Raw genomic sequence first — 16,979 nt, 5'->3', positions numbered from 1 at the left:
GCATATGTTAATTCGTAAGTTATTTAAGTTTGAGAATGCTCATATTGTGCGTAACTGCACGTCAGATCGCTGTAAGCGTTCGATCCATGGCCATAGTTATAAAGTCGAGTTATTGCTAAAAGCCTCGAAGCTAGATCATGGTCAAATGGTCTATGACTTTGGGCTGCTTAAAGGTGTGATTAAGGATTTCTTTGATTCTTTCGATCATGCCATCTGCTTCTGGCAAAATGACGACCCGGAATATATTCAGGCCTGCAAGAATTTCAGTGCGCGCTGGGTGTCTTTGCCGGTATCGCCATCAGCAGAACAGTTTTCACGTATTTTCTTCTTTCTGGCACAGCAGGTGCTGGCATCGACGGTGACGCAAAATGGTGAAGGCGATGTTGAAGTCTACTCTGTGATTGTGCATGAAACCGATACCGGCTATGCACAAAGCTTTTTAGAAGATATTCAAAATGAACAAATGGGCATCCTCAGTCTGGAGCAACTTGAGTTTTCTGAACAGGTGCAAGCTGAATGGACAGATCCGGACATGTTCGCCAAGCTCAAACAGGGCATACCATTTCATAACCCTACAGTAGATTTACAGGTACAGATTTAAAGTCTGCGTGACTTTAAATCCATTGACATAGATTTAGGATTGAAGAATGTCTTTAAATGAACAGCAACTGGCCAAGCTGAATAAAGTTCAGCTGGATGAAAGCTGGAAATATGGATTGAGTGAATTTTTGCTCAGTCCGAAAATGGATGAATTAAAAGCATTTCTCGTTGAAGAAAAAAAAGCAGATAAAATCATTTATCCTCCCAATCATCTGATTTTTAATGCGTTAAATACCACGCCGCTAGATCGGGTAAAAGTGGTAATTTTGGGGCAAGATCCTTATCATGGCCCAAATCAGGCGCATGGATTAAGCTTTTCCGTGCAAAAGGGGGTTGCATTACCACCATCTTTGCGTAATATTTTTCATGAGTTACATGCTGATGTTGGGGTTGAAAGACCGAAGCATGGTGACTTGACGCATTGGGCAGAGCAGGGTGTGCTTCTGTTAAATGCAGTACTGACCGTAGAAGCAGGTCAGCCGACTTCACATCAAAAGCGCGGTTGGGAAGAATTTACCGATCACGTCATTGATGTATTAAATGAACAGCGTGAACATATTGTCTTTATTCTTTGGGGCGCATACGCACAGCGTAAAGGACAGCGCATTAATCAAGACAAGCATCTCGTGTTAAAGGCAGCACATCCATCGCCTTTGGCCGCAAACCGTGGTGGTTTTTTTGGTTGTAAAGTATTTTCAAAATCGAATAATTACCTCAAACAACATGGCATTGAGCCTATAGATTGGCAGCTGGACGCATGAAATATTCTCCCCTTACTAAACATTATCATCCGGATTTGATTGTTGAAGAAGCGCACAATGGCTGGCGTATCGTTCGTTTAAATCGCCCGAAATCTTTGCATGCGCTGGATGAATCGATTGCTTCCGCACTCTTGGAAGTATTTCAGGACTTTCATCATGATGACAGCGTAAAAGCAATCTGGCTGGATTCAACCACACCGAAAGCGTTCTGTGCGGGTGGGGATGTACGTAAACTGCGTCAGTTAGTGATTAATGATGAAGTCGCGGCTGCCAATAAGTTCTTTGAACAAGAATATGCACTCGATCTGTTAATGCATAATTATGCCAAACCCGTTTTAGTCTGGGGTGAAGGTTATGTGATGGGCGGTGGCTTGGGCCTGTTTATGGCAGCGCCTTTCCGTTTAGTGACACCATATTCACGTTTGGCCATGCCTGAAATCAATATCGGTTTGTATCCAGATGTGGGTGCAACCCGCTTTCTGGCGGATCGTGGTGCGATTGGTTTATTCACAGGCTTGACTGGTTCGATCATGACTGCTGCGGGTGCTTATGGGATTGGTTGGGCAACGCATATTTGTGATGCACAGCGTGATTCAGTGTTGGATAAAGTCATTAATATCGACTGGGAGCATTATCCTGCGGGTGACTTCCGTGCCATTGATGACACCCTGAACAGTATGCACCGTCCAGTCGGCCCAGGACCGCTGCAAAACTCCTTGGATGTGATTCATAGTGTTTGCCGTGGTATCAACTTTGAGCATGATTATGAGTCGATTATTGGCCTGAGTGATGCGCGTAGTGACTGGTTGCGTCAGGCCAGTGAAAACCTGAAAAAAGGTTCGCCGACTACCGCAGCCTTGACCTGGCTATTATGGCAATGGGGTAAGCAGGTACATTCCTGGAATGAAGTTTTCGAGCTGGAAGTTCAAATTTCTGACTGGAAAATCCGTCATCATGATTTTGTCGAGGGAGTGCGAGCGCGTCTGGTCGATAAAGACCTTAGTCCTGAGTGGAAAAAAGGTGTAGATATGAGCTTAAAAGGTATCCTGTCTGGAAATCCTCCAGTTACGACTATTGAAAGCTGGAATGAGCTGCTCAAGCATTATGGTGTGATTTAAGCCTCAATGTCCGAAACACAATTTACAGATGAATACTGGATGCAGCGTGCTTACGAGCAGGCTGCACTTGCTGCTGCACAGGGAGAAATCCCTGTCGGGGCAATTATCGTCAGTCAGAATCAGATCATTGGTCAGGGATTTAATGCGCCCATCTCGTTGAATGATCCGACTGCGCATGCTGAAATTGTTGCACTACGTGATGCCTGTCAAAACATCCAGAATTATCGTTTACCTGATGATGCAGTGCTTTATGTGACTTTAGAGCCGTGCACCATGTGTGTTGGTGCGCTGGTGCATTCACGGGTTTCACGGGTAGTATTTGGCGCATTTGAAGCGAAAGCAGGTTCACTGGTGAGTGCGCGTCAACTGTTTGAAACCGGTTATTATAATCACGTATTTTCTTTCGAGGCAGGCTGCATGCAGCAGCAATGCTCTGAACAGCTCAGTGCATTTTTTAAGTTGCGTCGCGAGCAGAAACGACAATTCAAGTTACAAGAAAAGTTATTAAATACGCAGAAGTAAATTTACTTTATCCGCTAAAATTTTCCCACTTTCAAATATCTACAATCTTCAGGAACAATAATGAACAGCATCCAAGTAAAAAAAGAATTCCCAGCAGCCCTTGATGATGTCTTCAATTTGATGTCCAAGCATGCCACCTATAATATTGCCTTCGCACCGATGCAGGTCGAACGAATCAAGGATTCTGCGGATGCTGAATATCCTGATGGACTCGGTTCAGTACGTGCAATGGGTATGGGGCCAGTGAAGCCGCTGAAAGAACAAATTACCTTGTTCGAGCCAAATAATCGCATCGAATATCAGATTATTAAAAATCCATTGATCAAGCATCATTTAGGCATTATTGAATTTGAAGCACTGGCTGATGACAAAACGTTAGTAACTTATACGATTGAATTGCAGGCACGTGCGCCTTTTGTGAGTAAATTAATCCTTGCACAGTTACAGGCAGCGATTAAACTAGGCCTGACAAAACTCGCAAAATCTGTTTAAACAACAACGGGAAAGCAATGACAGTTCAAATTATTACCATTGATGGTCCAAGTGGGTCTGGCAAGGGCACGTTAGCAGCGAAACTGGCTGCACATTATCAGTTTCACTTATTGGATTCTGGTGCTTTATACCGCCTTTTGGGTTTGTCATTGCATCACCATGATTTGCTGGATTCGCTAGACACGAAATTGCCAGAATGCGTACAAATCGCAACAAATTTAGATATCCAGTTTGTCAATACCGACACCGGGGTGCAGGTATGGCTGGATGGTGAAGATGTGTCCCAAACTATTCGAACTGAACGGGTAGGAGAGTTTGCTTCAAAAGTTGCAGCAATTCCTGAGCTTAGAACAGCGATGGTTTCACGTCAGCATGCCTTTGCACAGGCGCCTGGTCTGGTAGCAGACGGACGTGATATGGCGACAAGTATCTTCCCGAATGCTCAGGCAAAAATATATTTGACGGCCTCGGCTGAATCACGCGCGCAAAGACGTGTAAAGCAGTTGCAGGGCATGGGGCTGGATGTTAAAATAAGCGACATTTTAGCTAATATCATCGCTCGCGATAAACGAGATACGGAACGCGCTGTCGCTCCACTCAAGCCTGCGGATGATGCTTACATTATTGATAGTTCAGATTTGAATATCGATGAAGTATTCCAGCTGATGACCACTTATGTGGATCAGCAGTTAGCAAATTAACCCAATTTTATCAGCAAACGCATAGCTTGATCAGTTTTATATGGACTATGTAGATGCTTAATTAAACCGGCCTTGTCTGATCCAAGACCGCTGACTTTATCGGAAATATCATGACCGAATCTTTTGCAGCCCTCTTTGAAGCAAGCGAATTAAACCTCAACGTTGAAAAGGGTGCAGTTATCCAGGGCGTTGTAGTAAGCATTGACTCTGATTGGGTAACTGTTGACACTGGCCTTAAATCTGAAGGCGTTGTTGACCGTGCTGAGTTCTTAAATGAACAGCGCGAACTTGAAGTTCAAGTTGGCGACACTGTAGACGTAGTTGTTGAAGCACTTGACAACGGTATGGGTCAAACAGTTCTTTCTCGCGAAAAAGCTAAACGCGCAGAAACTTGGACTAAACTTGAAAAAATCTTTGAAGACGGCGAAATCGTTACTGGTGTTATCTCTGGTAAAGTTAAAGGTGGTTTCACTGTTGACATCGGTCCAGTACGTGCGTTCCTTCCAGGTTCTTTAGTTGATACTCGTCCTATTCGTGATACTACTCACCTAGAAGGCAAAGAGTTAGAATTCAAAGTAATCAAACTTGACGCTAAACGTAACAACGTTGTTGTTTCACGTCGTGCTGTTATGGAAGCTGAATCTTCAGCTGACCGTGAAGCTCTTCTTGCTCAGCTTGAAGAAGGTCAAACAGTTACTGGTACGATCAAAAATCTTACTGACTACGGCGCATTCGTTGACCTTGGCGGTATTGATGGTCTTCTTCACATCACTGACATGGCTTGGAAACGTATCAAGCACCCTTCAGAAGTTGTTGAAGTGGGTCAAGAAGTTACTGTTAAAGTACTTAAATTCGACCGCGAACGTAACCGTGTTTCTCTAGGTCTTAAACAGCTTGGCGAAGATCCATGGTTAGCGATCATGAACCGTTACCCTAAAGGTTCAATCGTTAAAGCGCGCGTAACTAACCTGACTGACTACGGTTGTTTCGCTGAAATCGCTGAAGGCGTTGAAGGTTTAGTACACGTTTCAGAAATGGATCACACGAACAAAAACATCCACCCATCTAAAGTTGTTCAGATTGGTGACGAAGTTGATGTTATGGTTCTTGAAGTTGATGAAGAACGTCGTCGTATTTCTCTTGGTATCAAACAAACTCGTGCTAACCCATGGGAAGAGTTTGCTAAAGATCACGACAAAGGCGAAAAAGTTTCTGGTACGATCAAATCTATCACTGACTTCGGTATCTTCATCGGTTTGCCAGGCGGTATCGACGGTCTAGTTCACTTGTCTGATATTTCTTGGAACGAACAAGGCGAAGAAGCGATTCGTCGTTACAAGAAAGGCGACACTGTTGAAGCAGTTATCCTTTCTGTAGACGCTGAAGGCAACCGTATCAGCCTTGGCATCAAGCAAATGAACAACGATCCGTTCAATGACTTCCTTGCTGCTAACGAACGCGGTGCGTTGGTTAAAGGTACTGTAACTGCAGTTGATGCTAAAGGCGCGACTGTTAAGTTAGCTGACGAAGTTGAAGCGACTCTGAAAGCATCTGAAATCAACCGCGACCGCGTTGAAGATGCAACTAAGTTCCTTGAAGTTGGTCAAGAAGTTGAAGCGAAGATCATCAACGTAGATCGTAAATCTCGCGCAATCAACTTGTCTATCAAAGCGAAAGACGAAGCTGAAGAGAAAGAAGCAGTTGCTAACTTGAAAACAGCTCCTGCTGGTCAAGACAATGGTCCTAAGACGATTGGTGACCTGATCAAAGCTCAAATGGGCAACTAAGTAAGCGTTTGAATTGTATTGTTAATGTAAGTTAACTAATACTTTTTATACAAATACTGTAAACGGTAGCGTAGTATTTAATTATTGCGCTACCGTTTTGTATTTAAACAGGTTATTATCGGGAAATAGATCCCAAGTAGCTTGATAATTAAAGAGGTCGCAGATGACTACTGAAGCACTTAATAAGTCTGACTTAATAGAGCGTATTGCGTTAAAAAATCCGCATTTGGCTGAGCCTTTAGTGGAAGAAGCAGTTAAAATCATGATTGATCAAATGATAGAAGCATTATCAACTGACAATCGTATCGAGATTCGTGGATTTGGTAGTTTTGCATTGCATCACCGTGAGCCGCGCGTAGGTCGTAACCCTAAAACTGGTAAATCTGTAGAAGTGGCTGCAAAAGCAGTTCCACACTTTAAACCAGGTAAGGCACTTCGTGACGCTGTGAACGAGTCTGCACAAAAATAATTGTAAATACTTTTCGGGGTGTTCATGCGTTACGTTCTAGTCATTCTTTTATTGGTACTGTTTGGTTATTCACTAGCTTTGGTTTTGCAAAACGGTACAGAATTGTCAGTGGACTTGTTATTTACTCAAGTTCCCGCAATGCGCCTAGGATTATTGCTTCTCCTCACTTTATCGCTAGGTGTTGTTTTGGGCCTATTATTGGGCGTTCAGATCTTCCGGGTTTTTCAGACGAATTGGGAAATCAAGCGACTGCGTAAAGATATTGAACATCTACGTAAAGAACAGTTAAATACCGCCAAGTTAATGGCCGCTGAAGCAGCAGCTCATACCCGGCATGAAAAAACTGTATTAGATATTACCAATGAAAATCAAAGCCCATTATAATGGGCTTATTTTTTGCCTATATGAAGGGGTAATCTCTTGAGTATCATCGTCGCACTAGATGCCAAAAGCCAATTTGATGCCTTAGCCATTGCAGAACAGTTAGATCCTGCCTTGTGTCGGCTAAAAGTTGGTAAAGAGTTATTTACCCATGAAGGTCCAATCATTGTCAAAGCACTTCAAGATAAAGGCTTTGATGTATTTCTGGATCTGAAATTTCATGATATTCCAAATACAACAGCACAGGCAGTATGCGCGGCAGCAGATTTGGGTGTGTGGATGGTCAATGTGCATGCCTCAGGTGGCCGCAAGATGATGGAAACCTGTGTAGAGCGTTTGCAAGCGGGTAATTATAAAACTCAGTTGATTGCAGTGACTGTATTGACGTCAATGGGCCGTGAAGACTTGAAAGATATTGGTCTGGATATTGAGCCAAATGAGCATGTAAAACGTCTGGCACAACTGACAAAAGACAGTGGTCTAGATGGGGTGGTTTGCTCAGCTCAAGAAGCGAAAATGTTACGTGAAACGATTGGAAAAGACTTTGCATTAGTGACACCCGGCATTCGTCCAGAAGGGTCGAATGCAGATGACCAGAAACGTATTGTGACACCGAAACAGGCAATGCTAGATGGCTCAACACATCTGGTAATTGGTCGCCCGATTACCCAGTCTAAAAATATGCGTCAGACTTTGAAAGATATTTTGGCAACGCTTTAATACGGTTTGAATGACAAAAAGCCTTTCAGTCGAAAGGCTTTTTTTATATATTGAAAAAATGGTTATAAAATAAAAAGGAAAAATGATGACTTCATCTGAACCACAATTATAAAAAGTACAGAATGACGTGATTCAAAATATTCAACAGGCAGAACAGCTTAAGCAACAAGAATAGCAACAACAGCAGGCAAGCTCAGCAGATCGGACAGCGGGGATCGATGTGGTCAGTTTGGCATCTGATGCCATCAGTCTTGCTTCGGATGTTATTGAAACAGTAGGCGATGCCTTAAGTGATATTGATTTAAGTTTTTAGTCAGCCCTCTCGGCCTACTTGCTTGTGCTTCGTTTTAAAATTCTGCTTTTAAACTGAATCAGGGAGGAGAGTTCCTCTTTATAAAAGAGGAATTTAGTGAGATTGAGAAAGTGATAAAGTAATTAAATCGCTGCCAGTACACTCACCATGACTGGTGCTAACAGTGACAAAATAAAACCACTGACCATGGCATGTGGAATAAAATCATGCCCACAGGCCTGTTTAACCATCGGTAGAGTCACATCCATCGCAGTTGCACCCGCTGCGGAAATGGCGGATCTTGGGTATCTCCAGCCCATACAATACATGAGTAAGATGGCAAAAATTTCTCTAAACAGGTCATTCATTAGCGCGATACTGCCGAGTTCTGCATTTCTGAGTTCTGTTACGACAACACCTGACATTGAGTAAAATCCATAGCCTTGTGACAGCATGATCAAATCTTTTAGACTGATGTCTGTATTCCAGAATGAATAAAGCATGACTGCAAATAATGAACCAAAAATACAACCAATCGGAACTAAGAGAATTTTAAAATTTAACCAGGAACGATCTAAAGATGAATAAGCCAGATCCAGGCCAATCATGAACATAAATACCAGCAACAAATGCCAGGTGCTGATTTGCAAGGATAGATCAAACAGATTCAAGCCCGCATGTAAACAATATCCACCTGCGAGAGCCAAAAAGGCATAGCTCATATTCAGCAAGGATTTAAGTACCAAGTCGACGGAGACTCGGCCTGAACTCGGAAGATAACCTGCCCATTTAAATAGTAGATAACAAAATGCAAAAGCACCGAGCGAAGTCAGAAAGGCAATACTGATCGACGTACTTAGAATCTGTAGGGGATGCTGTAATTCATCTACCAGTTGTGAAAATTCAAAGGCAATCGCAATCAATAAAACATAGCTGAAATAGGGCAATAGCTTGAAACAGATTTTAATAATCGAAAGTGGAATTCGTTTTGCCATGGCAAAACCGAGTGCTAGACAGAATAGAAGCTGAAAGATAAGCCAAAGCGATTGCATAAGTTTAATGGATTGAAAAAATTACCTATAAATTATGCCACCGCTTGATGTCAGATGGTAAAAAGCTTTTAGGCGACTTTATTCAATAATCGATAATCTGCGGCATTTGGCTTTTTTGTTTTGAGCCAGTATTTCCAGGTATAAGTTGGCCATAAGGCAAAGTTCTTGCTGCCTTCCTGCTGATACCAGCTGACACAACCAGATTGCCACACGGTCTTTTCAAACATGTGTTGCACCTGCTGATTAAATGTATTTTGTGCCTGGTCTTTGACCATGATGGCATCGCTTTGGAATTGATCGACCAGTTGCATCAATTGCAAAATATATTCGACTTGTGCCTCAATCATAAAAATCACAGAGTTGTGCGCCAATAAGGTATTTGGGCCCAGTAACTGAAACAGGTTTGGAAAGTCTTTCATGCAAATTCCATAATAGCTTTCAGCGCCTTGTTTCCAGACTTCATTCAGCTCTGCACCATCGAGCCCGGTACATTGAAAATTCTTCATATAGATACGTGGATCGGTAATGAATCCGGTGCCATAAATCAGGCAGTCAATCGGCCGTTCTTTTCCATCTTGTGTAATGATACTGTGTTCAGTCAGTTCCTGAATCTTCTCGGTCACCAGTTCTACATTGTGGCGGTTAAAAGTCGGGAAGTATTTATTCGAAACCAGAATACGTTTACAGCCCATGATGTAGTCGGGGGGTCAGTTTTTCGGCCAATTCAGGATTTTTGACCTCATATTTAATGAATAGTTCTGCCAGTTTTTGGATGAATTTCATAATGCCCGGTTTGGCAATCGGTACGACACGCGATTCATTTGACCAATATAGGCGCGTGCGATGTAACTTTCGAAACCAGTCATATTTTTTAAAGAGTTTCTTTTCAAGATTCGGGTAGGCGTGTTCATCACGAGGAATGACCCAGGCCGCAGTACGTTGCATGACATACAGATGTTTGCATTGCGGGGCAATTTCCGGAATATATTGAATGGCACTGCCACCTGTCCCAATCGATGCGACATTTTTGCCAGTCGGGTCATAAGTGTGATCCAATTGCGCAGAATGAAAGACTTTGCCTTGGAATTTCTCAATACCGAGAATATCTGGGATTTGCGGAATATGTAAAGGTCCGGAAGCGAATATAACAAACTGGGCTTCAAGGATACTTTGATCCTGTAGCTGTAATTGCCATAGACAGCGTTCTGCCTGGTAATGTGCTGCCAGTACTTCGGTATTTAAACGGCAAAAAGCACGCAGGTTATAATCGGTCACCAGATCCTGAATATAAAAAAATATCTCGGGTGCTTCCGCATAACGTTTGGACCAATTACTTTTTGGAGCAAATGACAAGGAATATAAATGTGATTGCACATCACAGGCTGCTCCAGGGTACTGATTGTCCCGCCAGGTTCCGCCAAAATCGCTACCTTTTTCAAGAATAATAAAATCATAAATACCATGCTGTTGTAAACGTATTGCCATGGCAATCCCTCCGCAACCAGCTCCAATAATGGCAACTTTGGTATGAGGGGGGGGAGCGTGTAGCGGTGGCATGATCTAGCATCACTACATTCCTTACTTATTTTAATGTTGGATATTTATCGTAATTTGCTCCCTGGTGATTAGACAGAAAATTGATCTAAACGGCAATAGCCGACACATTATTTTTATAGTACAACTAGAGCAATCACATTGTATTTGTATGGTTATGAAACGTTCTGTTCTCAGTCTGATGTATTTGATTCAAGGAATGCGCAAGGCTGGCATGGAGGTCGATCAGAAACTGCAAAACATTGGGCTGCGTGTAGATGCCTTTGATCCAAGCTCGGTGATCCATCCGAGTCTGGAACATGCTGTGCTTAAGGTGGTGGGACAGGAAATCCAACCTGAACAGGGATTATTGATTGGCCAGCATTATGCTTTGGCAGGTTATGGTCCCTTACTCATGTTGCTGGTGACCAGTCCTACGGTACGTGATGCATTGAATCAGGTGATCCGTTTTCAGCAGTTGACGCATTTGACCGGTCAGTTGGCCTTGCAGCAAAGCGAGCATCATAGCGCGCTATGTTATCGAGCCAAGCAGCAGGATGATCATTTGAGAATGTTGCTGGCACAGGCAGAGATTTCCGGAACGTTTAAGTTTATCCGGGAAATCTACAAATTGATGGGCTTATCCAAACCTGATTTGCGGATCGAGTTGCCATTTGCCTATCCAGAAGATCTGAATACCTTAAAGGTCTATCATGATTATTATGGAACACAGGTACAGTTTGATGCATCTCGGGCAGCATTCTGGTTTGATGAAGCAGTGTTGGATATTAAAATTCCTTCTGCAGATGCGGTCACTTTTGCTGTCTATGAAGCCAAATGTCTGGCTGAACTGGAGCGTTTGCAACAGGATGAGCAGACGCCGACTGTGGTGCAGCGTGTGCAGGATTATCTGGAAATCCAAAGCGGCCTGATGCCGAGCATGGCTGAAACGGCACAGGCGTTGAATATTCCGGAACGAACCTTGCGGCATCAGTTACAGCAGTGTGATACCAGTTATAAGCAGATTCGCGAAGAAATTATTAAAGATAAGGCTTTGCGACTGATTGAATATAAACAGTATTCGATTGAAATGATTGCAGAATTATTAGGCTATTCCGAGCCGGCCGCTTTTAACCATGCCTTTAAACGCTGGTTTGGGCAAAGTCCTCGGCAATATATAAAATAGCCTAAGTTAGTTTATGCCAAAGTGTTATAGCGTGTTGATTAAACTCCGCTATAATTAAATTGATCCCAAATAGTACGAAATTCTATGTCCGATTTTAATTCACAGCACAGCACCGCTTTTAGTCCGATTTCTCCTGCAGAACGTTATGCACAAGCGATCTCTTCGGGACAGTTTATGCCTGATGAAGCACAGGCAATGGCAGTACATGAACTGAATCGTGTCTGGCTGGAATTGATTCAGCGTTTTAAGGCATCGAAAAAAGCATTTCACCGCTTTCGCCGTCAGACATCTCCGAAAGGGGTGTACATGTGGGGTGGTGTGGGGCGTGGAAAAACTTGGTTAATGGATCAGTTTTACGATTCGATTCCGTTTCGCCGTAAAACCCGGATGCATTTTCACCATTTTATGCAGCATGTGCATCGTGAGTTAAACAAATTATCCGGACAGCGTAATCCGCTAGATATCGTGGCGGATCGAATTTATAAAGAAGCGGTCATCATCTGTTTTGATGAATTTTTTGTGTCTAACGTGACGGATGCAATGATCCTGAGCGATCTGTTCCAGAAGCTGTTTGAACGTGGTATCACCTTGGTCGCTACTTCGAATATCGCACCGGACGGTTTATATAAGAACGGCATTCACCGTGACCGTTTTATGCCTACCATCGAACTGGTCAAGAAAAATTGTGTGGTCTTAAATGTCGATGCCGGAGTCGATTACCGTCTACGGGTTTTGAAACAGGCACAACTGTTTAAATTCCCGTTAACACATGATCATAAAAACTGGATTGCTCAACGTTTTAGCGCCTTGACTCAGACTCAGACCTGTTCTGAAGAGCCGATTATTATCAACAACCGTATTGTTGAAACCGTGTCACATACTGAAGATGTATTGTGGTGTGAATTTTCTGAACTGTGTTTAAAGCCACGCAGTCCGGCTGATTTTATTGAAATCGCCAATATTTATAATACGGTTTTGGTCAGCAATGTGCCACACCTGACCGATTTTCTGAATGATGGAACACGCCGTTTTATTTATCTGGTCGATGAATTTTATGACCGCGGCGTCAAGTTACTCTTAACCTCAGAAGATAATATCGTGGATATTTACCAGGGTGAAAAACTGGCCTTTGAAATTGAACGGACCCGTTCCCGTTTGCTGGAAATGCAGTCGGATGAATACCTGAATTCTGAACATCGCCAGATTGAGAAAATCGCCTCCGTGAACGCAGAGTAACCATAAAAGCGCTGGTCATTTACCAGCGCTTTTTTTTATAAAAATAGGGACTTAAATTATCGACAAGCCTGATTAAACATGGCTTAATCTTGATCTAAATATGATCGTGTATAACTAGAATGCATAATTTTTACTCGAAAATCTGAACTTAAGTCTAATTTCTACATTTCGAAAACTTTATACACTGTCATTAAGGTATTTAGCAGAATGATATCTATTTGCAACTGACAAAGATCAAATATGTTTATGAGGGTATTCATATTGAAAAAATGCTCAGTATTTAGCAATGTGATAATACTATTCAGCTAGATTTTAATCGGTATACTAGAATCTCTTGTATAAAAAGTAGCAATATCAGGAAAGACAATGACTGCACGTATTCAAAAAGGCAAGTTAGCGATTGCTAAAGAACTTTACGATTTCATCGAAAATGAAGCACTACCAGGTTCTGGTTTAGACAGCGAAACATACTGGAAAAACTTTGAACAAGTCGTTGTTGATCTTAGCCCTAAAAATAAAGCACTTTTGGCTAAGCGTGATGACATTCAGGCGAAAATTGATGAATGGCACCGCAATAACACATTTGAATTACAAGCTTACAAAGCTTTCTTGACTGAAATTGGCTACTTGTTACCAGAAGTAGAAGATTTTCAAATCAGCACTGAAAATGTAGACGAAGAGATTGCAGTACTGGCAGGTCCACAGTTGGTGGTACCGGTACGTAATGCACGTTACTGCCTGAACGCTGCAAACGCACGTTGGGGTTCTTTGTACGATGCACTTTATGGTTTCGATGTCATCTCTGAAGAAGATGGCGCGGAAAAAGGCAAAGGCTATAACCCGAAACGTGGTGAAAAAGTTGTCGCATTTGCAAAGAATTTCCTCGACGAAACTTTCCCATTGGCACAAGGTTCGCACGCAGACGCAACTCAATACGCAGTTGAAGCTAATGCACTGGTTGTTACCCTAAAAGACGGTTCAAAAACAACTGTGGCAGATGCCGCTAAATTCGTTGGTTACAATGGCGAAGCTTCAGCACCGACTGAAATCGTACTTAAAAATAATGGCTTGCACGCAATCATCCAGATTGATGCCAATAGTTCGATTGGTCAAACTGACGCAGCAGGCGTAAAAGACGTCGTTCTTGAAGCGGCAGTTACGACCATTCAGGACTTGGAAGACTCGATTGCAGCCGTTGATGCTGAAGAAAAAGTGGAAGGCTACCGTAATTGGTTAGGCCTGATGAAAGGTACTTTAGAAGAGTCTATTGAGAAAAACGGTAAAACTGTTACCCGTAAACTGAATGAAGACCGCACTTTCAAAAATATAGAAGGTGGTGAAACTAAAGTTCATGGCCGCTCATTGATGTTGCTGCGTAACGTTGGTCATTTAATGACGAACCCTGCGATTCTGGTAGATGGCGCAGAAATCTATGAAGGCATCATGGATGCATTGGTTACGCCATTATTGTCTTTTGCAGATATCAAAGGTGAAAACACCATCAAGAACTCGCGTCAAGGTTCAATGTATATCGTTAAGCCGAAAATGCACGGTCCTGAAGAAGTGGCATTTGCCGTTGAATTGTTTGAACGTGCAGAACAGGCACTAGGCTTACCTGCAAAAACTTTAAAAATCGGGATTATGGATGAAGAACGCCGTACTTCTGTGAACTTGAAGAACTGTATTGCACAAGCCAAAGATCGTACCATCTTTATCAATACAGGTTTCATGGACCGTACCGGCGATGAAATCCATACCTTTATGGAAGCTGGTCCATTCGTTCGTAAAGGCGAAGTAAAAGGCCAAATCTGGTTTCCAGCTTATGAAAACCGTAACGTGATGATCGGTCTGCAAGCAGGTTTACGTGGTAAAGCACAAATCGGTAAAGGCATGTGGCCAAAGCCAGACATGCTGCTTGACATGTACAAAACCAAAACTGAACATCCTGAAGCGGGTGCGAGCTGTGCATGGGTTCCATCACCTACAGGTGCGGTGATCCACGCGATTCACTATCACCAGATTAATGTTGCAGACCGTCAGCAAGAACTATTGTCGACTCAGCCTTTATCTCTAGATGATTTGTTGACACCGCCATTGGCGAAAGACACTAACTGGTCTGAAGAAGAAAAAACCAAAGAACTTGAAAATAACTGTCAAGGTATTTTAGGTTATGTCGTTCGTTGGGTAGATTTGGGTGTAGGTTGTTCTAAAGTGCCAGACATCAATGATGTCGGTTTAATGGAAGATCGTGCGACTCTGCGTATTTCTTCACAACACGTTGCGAACTGGTTGCGTCACGGTATCGTAAGTCGTGAGCAAGTAGAAGAAGTGATGCAACGTATGGCGAAAATTGTGGATGAGCAAAATGCCAATGATCCACTGTATACGCCAATGTCTGCTGACTTTGCCAACAATATTGCGTTCCAGGCAGCATCTGACCTGATTTTTAAAGGTGGTGAGCAGCCATCAGGTTATACCGAGCCGCTTCTGCACGCAGCGCGTTTAAAGTTAAAAGGTTATACAGGTGACTAATCCTGTCTAGCTTAAAAAAGCCTCTTCGGAGGCTTTTTTATTGTCTAATGGTAAGCCGTCGTTGTTTTGACTAGAAATTTTCCAGTTGAACTCTTAAAGTGGGGCAAAGCATGTGAGGAAACAATAAAATGACAACGGTATATCAAAATTTAGACCAGCAGTTTATTCATGGTCAGTGGCAAGCTGGTACTTCAACCAGAATAATAAAAAATATTAATCCCTATACCCAGAGTGAAATTTTTAGTATGCCAGCTGCCAGTTCTGTCGATGTCGACAGTGCTTATACCGCAGCAGAGCAGGCTTTTCAGCAGGGTGTTTTGAATCCCACTGAAGTACGAAAAACAGTGCTGCAAAATTTAATCGCGATCATTCAGCAGCGTCGGGACGAAATCATTGACTGGCTCATTATTGAATCAGGCAGTACGCGCATTAAAGCCGGCGTTGAGGTGGATGCTGCTCTGGGCATCATTCAGGAAAGTCTGGCTTTTCCAGACTGGATCCAAACAGAACAGCTGGAAAGTAAGGATCCGGCACGTAAAAGTATGGTTTTGCGCAAGCCCTTAGGCGTGATTGCTGTCATTAGTCCATGGAACTTTCCATTTCATTTATCCTTACGTTCAGTGGCAACTGCAATTGCCTGTGGCAATACCGTTGTATTGAAGCCGGCCAGTGATACGCCGGTGACTGGCGGTACCTTAATCGGCAAGCTATTTGAAGAAGCAGGTTTGCCTGGAGGTGCACTGAATATCATTGCCGGTGCTGGCAGTGAAATAGGAGATTATTTTGTTGAGCATTCAGTGCCGAAAATGATTTCATTTACCGGTTCGACTGAAGTGGGGAAAAGTGTCGGTAGCAAAGCCTTGGCTAGTCCTCGCATCAAACGTCTGGCACTTGAACTGGGTGGCAATGCGCCTTTGGTCATTCTGGATGATGCCGATCTTGATCTAGCAGTTGAACTGACGCTGATGGGGCGTTTTATGCATCAGGGACAAATTTGCATGAGTACCAATCGGGTCATTGTCGATGCCTCTATTCATGATGCCTATGTAGATAAGCTTCTGGATCGGATCAAAATGATTCCGGTGGGTGATCCAAATCTGGAAGATACCATGATCGGTCCGATCATTAACCAGAGTCAGGTTGAAAAGCATCAACAGATCATTCAAACAGGGAGTGAGCAGGGCGCACAACTGGTGTATGAAGGGGGAATCGAAGGAAATCTGGTTTATCCACATATTTTTATTGATGTCGCGGAAGATTCCGATCTGGCGCAGCAAGAAAGCTTCGGTCCGATTTTACCTATCTTAAAAGCCCGGGATGAAGCACATGCTTTAAACCTAGCCAATGCGACCGAGTTTGGCTTATCCAGTGCAGTATGTACCTCAAACATGGAGCGAGGCTGCGCGTTTGCGGCACAACTGGATATTGGGATGACACATATTAATGGCATTAGTGTTGCAGACCAGTCAAATGCACCCTTTGGTGGCGAGAAAAATTCAGGATTGGGTCGTTTTAATGGCCGCTGGATTTTTGAGGAATTTACCCGGACACATTGGTTGACTGTCCCGAATTCATAACAGTCAACACGCCTAAAACT

Annotated in this window: 15 protein-coding genes and 1 pseudogene; 14 read left to right on the top strand and 2 right to left on the bottom strand. The window is 43.0% G+C overall.

Going from position 1 to position 16,979, the window contains the following annotated elements; translation table 11 throughout:
* Positions 1–4 precede the first annotated feature (4 nt).
* From FTV42_RS03475 to pyrF, 10 genes are all read left to right on the top strand, one after another.
* Positions 5–601, top strand: a complete 597-nt coding sequence (locus FTV42_RS03475; protein ID WP_180037416.1) for a 6-carboxytetrahydropterin synthase — start codon at positions 5–7, stop codon at positions 599–601.
* Between the two features lie 46 nt (positions 602–647).
* Complete coding sequence (gene ung, locus FTV42_RS03470; RefSeq protein WP_005247316.1) at positions 648–1,361, top strand: uracil-DNA glycosylase; 714 nt, start codon at positions 648–650, stop codon at positions 1,359–1,361.
* Positions 1,358–2,479: an enoyl-CoA hydratase/isomerase family protein gene (locus tag FTV42_RS03465; RefSeq protein WP_180037414.1), complete on the top strand. Its 1,122-nt coding sequence runs from the start codon at positions 1,358–1,360 to the stop codon at positions 2,477–2,479. Before ung ends, FTV42_RS03465 begins: the two co-directional genes overlap by 4 nt.
* A gap of 6 nt (positions 2,480–2,485) precedes the next feature.
* Positions 2,486–3,001: a tRNA adenosine(34) deaminase TadA gene (gene tadA, locus FTV42_RS03460; protein WP_044109534.1), complete on the top strand. Its 516-nt coding sequence runs from the start codon at positions 2,486–2,488 to the stop codon at positions 2,999–3,001.
* A gap of 60 nt (positions 3,002–3,061) precedes the next feature.
* Positions 3,062–3,493: an SRPBCC family protein gene (locus FTV42_RS03455; RefSeq protein WP_005247314.1), complete on the top strand. Its 432-nt coding sequence runs from the start codon at positions 3,062–3,064 to the stop codon at positions 3,491–3,493.
* A gap of 17 nt (positions 3,494–3,510) precedes the next feature.
* Positions 3,511–4,194, top strand: a complete 684-nt coding sequence (gene cmk, locus FTV42_RS03450; protein ID WP_180037413.1) for a (d)CMP kinase — start codon at positions 3,511–3,513, stop codon at positions 4,192–4,194.
* Between the two features lie 110 nt (positions 4,195–4,304).
* Complete coding sequence (gene rpsA, locus FTV42_RS03445) at positions 4,305–5,981, top strand: 30S ribosomal protein S1 (RefSeq protein ID WP_004278854.1); 1,677 nt, start codon at positions 4,305–4,307, stop codon at positions 5,979–5,981.
* 163 nt (positions 5,982–6,144) lie between these two features.
* On the top strand, positions 6,145–6,450 hold the full coding sequence (locus FTV42_RS03440; protein WP_004278853.1) for an integration host factor subunit beta: 306 nt from the start codon (positions 6,145–6,147) through the stop codon (positions 6,448–6,450).
* Between the two features lie 24 nt (positions 6,451–6,474).
* Complete coding sequence (locus FTV42_RS03435) at positions 6,475–6,834, top strand: lipopolysaccharide assembly protein LapA domain-containing protein (RefSeq protein ID WP_004278852.1); 360 nt, start codon at positions 6,475–6,477, stop codon at positions 6,832–6,834.
* A 36-nt stretch (positions 6,835–6,870) separates the two neighbouring features.
* A complete protein-coding gene (gene pyrF, locus FTV42_RS03430; protein ID WP_004645455.1) occupies positions 6,871–7,551 on the top strand; it encodes an orotidine-5'-phosphate decarboxylase in 681 nt (226 codons plus the stop codon).
* A gap of 435 nt (positions 7,552–7,986) precedes the next feature.
* Here the strand turns inward: pyrF and FTV42_RS03425 are convergent, their stop codons facing one another.
* A complete protein-coding gene (locus FTV42_RS03425) occupies positions 7,987–8,895 on the bottom strand; it encodes a lysine exporter LysO family protein (RefSeq protein WP_180037411.1) in 909 nt (302 codons plus the stop codon).
* A gap of 68 nt (positions 8,896–8,963) precedes the next feature.
* Positions 8,964–10,462, bottom strand: a pseudogene (locus FTV42_RS03420) (flavin-containing monooxygenase).
* Between the two features lie 144 nt (positions 10,463–10,606).
* On the opposite strand from FTV42_RS03420, the gene FTV42_RS03415 reads away from it, so the two are divergent.
* The 4 genes from FTV42_RS03415 to FTV42_RS03400 all read left to right on the top strand — a co-directional run bounded on the left by FTV42_RS03415 (position 10,607) and on the right by FTV42_RS03400 (position 16,959).
* Entirely contained in the window at positions 10,607–11,614 is a 1,008-nt protein-coding gene (locus FTV42_RS03415; RefSeq protein ID WP_005106581.1) for an AraC family transcriptional regulator, read from the top strand.
* Between the two features lie 84 nt (positions 11,615–11,698).
* On the top strand, positions 11,699–12,850 hold the full coding sequence (gene zapE / locus FTV42_RS03410; RefSeq protein ID WP_180037409.1) for a cell division protein ZapE: 1,152 nt from the start codon (positions 11,699–11,701) through the stop codon (positions 12,848–12,850).
* A 366-nt stretch (positions 12,851–13,216) separates the two neighbouring features.
* Positions 13,217–15,382 carry a malate synthase G gene (locus tag FTV42_RS03405; protein ID WP_180037406.1) on the top strand — a complete coding sequence of 722 codons (2,166 nt, stop codon included), beginning with the start codon at positions 13,217–13,219 and terminating at the stop codon, positions 15,380–15,382.
* A gap of 128 nt (positions 15,383–15,510) precedes the next feature.
* Entirely contained in the window at positions 15,511–16,959 is a 1,449-nt protein-coding gene (locus tag FTV42_RS03400) for an aldehyde dehydrogenase family protein (RefSeq protein WP_180037404.1), read from the top strand.
* Positions 16,960–16,979 lie beyond the last annotated feature (20 nt).

The sequence above is a fragment of the Acinetobacter sp. YH16052 genome (assembly GCF_013417155.1).
GTDB lineage: Bacteria > Pseudomonadota > Gammaproteobacteria > Pseudomonadales > Moraxellaceae > Acinetobacter.
This window is presented reverse-complemented; position numbering and strand designations above follow the sequence as displayed.

Coding starts and splice junctions, on each gene's coding strand:
- FTV42_RS03475 (WP_180037416.1), top strand. CDS start 5: ATGTTAATTCGTAAGTTATTTAAGTTTGAGAATGCTCATATTGTGCGT.
- ung (WP_005247316.1), top strand. CDS start 648: ATGTCTTTAAATGAACAGCAACTGGCCAAGCTGAATAAAGTTCAGCTG.
- FTV42_RS03465 (WP_180037414.1), top strand. CDS start 1,358: ATGAAATATTCTCCCCTTACTAAACATTATCATCCGGATTTGATTGTT.
- tadA (WP_044109534.1), top strand. CDS start 2,486: ATGTCCGAAACACAATTTACAGATGAATACTGGATGCAGCGTGCTTAC.
- FTV42_RS03455 (WP_005247314.1), top strand. CDS start 3,062: ATGAACAGCATCCAAGTAAAAAAAGAATTCCCAGCAGCCCTTGATGAT.
- cmk (WP_180037413.1), top strand. CDS start 3,511: ATGACAGTTCAAATTATTACCATTGATGGTCCAAGTGGGTCTGGCAAG.
- rpsA (WP_004278854.1), top strand. CDS start 4,305: ATGACCGAATCTTTTGCAGCCCTCTTTGAAGCAAGCGAATTAAACCTC.
- FTV42_RS03440 (WP_004278853.1), top strand. CDS start 6,145: ATGACTACTGAAGCACTTAATAAGTCTGACTTAATAGAGCGTATTGCG.
- FTV42_RS03435 (WP_004278852.1), top strand. CDS start 6,475: ATGCGTTACGTTCTAGTCATTCTTTTATTGGTACTGTTTGGTTATTCA.
- FTV42_RS03425 (WP_180037411.1), bottom strand. CDS start 8,895: ATGCAATCGCTTTGGCTTATCTTTCAGCTTCTATTCTGTCTAGCACTC.
- FTV42_RS03415 (WP_005106581.1), top strand. CDS start 10,607: ATGAAACGTTCTGTTCTCAGTCTGATGTATTTGATTCAAGGAATGCGC.
- zapE (WP_180037409.1), top strand. CDS start 11,699: ATGTCCGATTTTAATTCACAGCACAGCACCGCTTTTAGTCCGATTTCT.
- FTV42_RS03405 (WP_180037406.1), top strand. CDS start 13,217: ATGACTGCACGTATTCAAAAAGGCAAGTTAGCGATTGCTAAAGAACTT.
- FTV42_RS03400 (WP_180037404.1), top strand. CDS start 15,511: ATGACAACGGTATATCAAAATTTAGACCAGCAGTTTATTCATGGTCAG.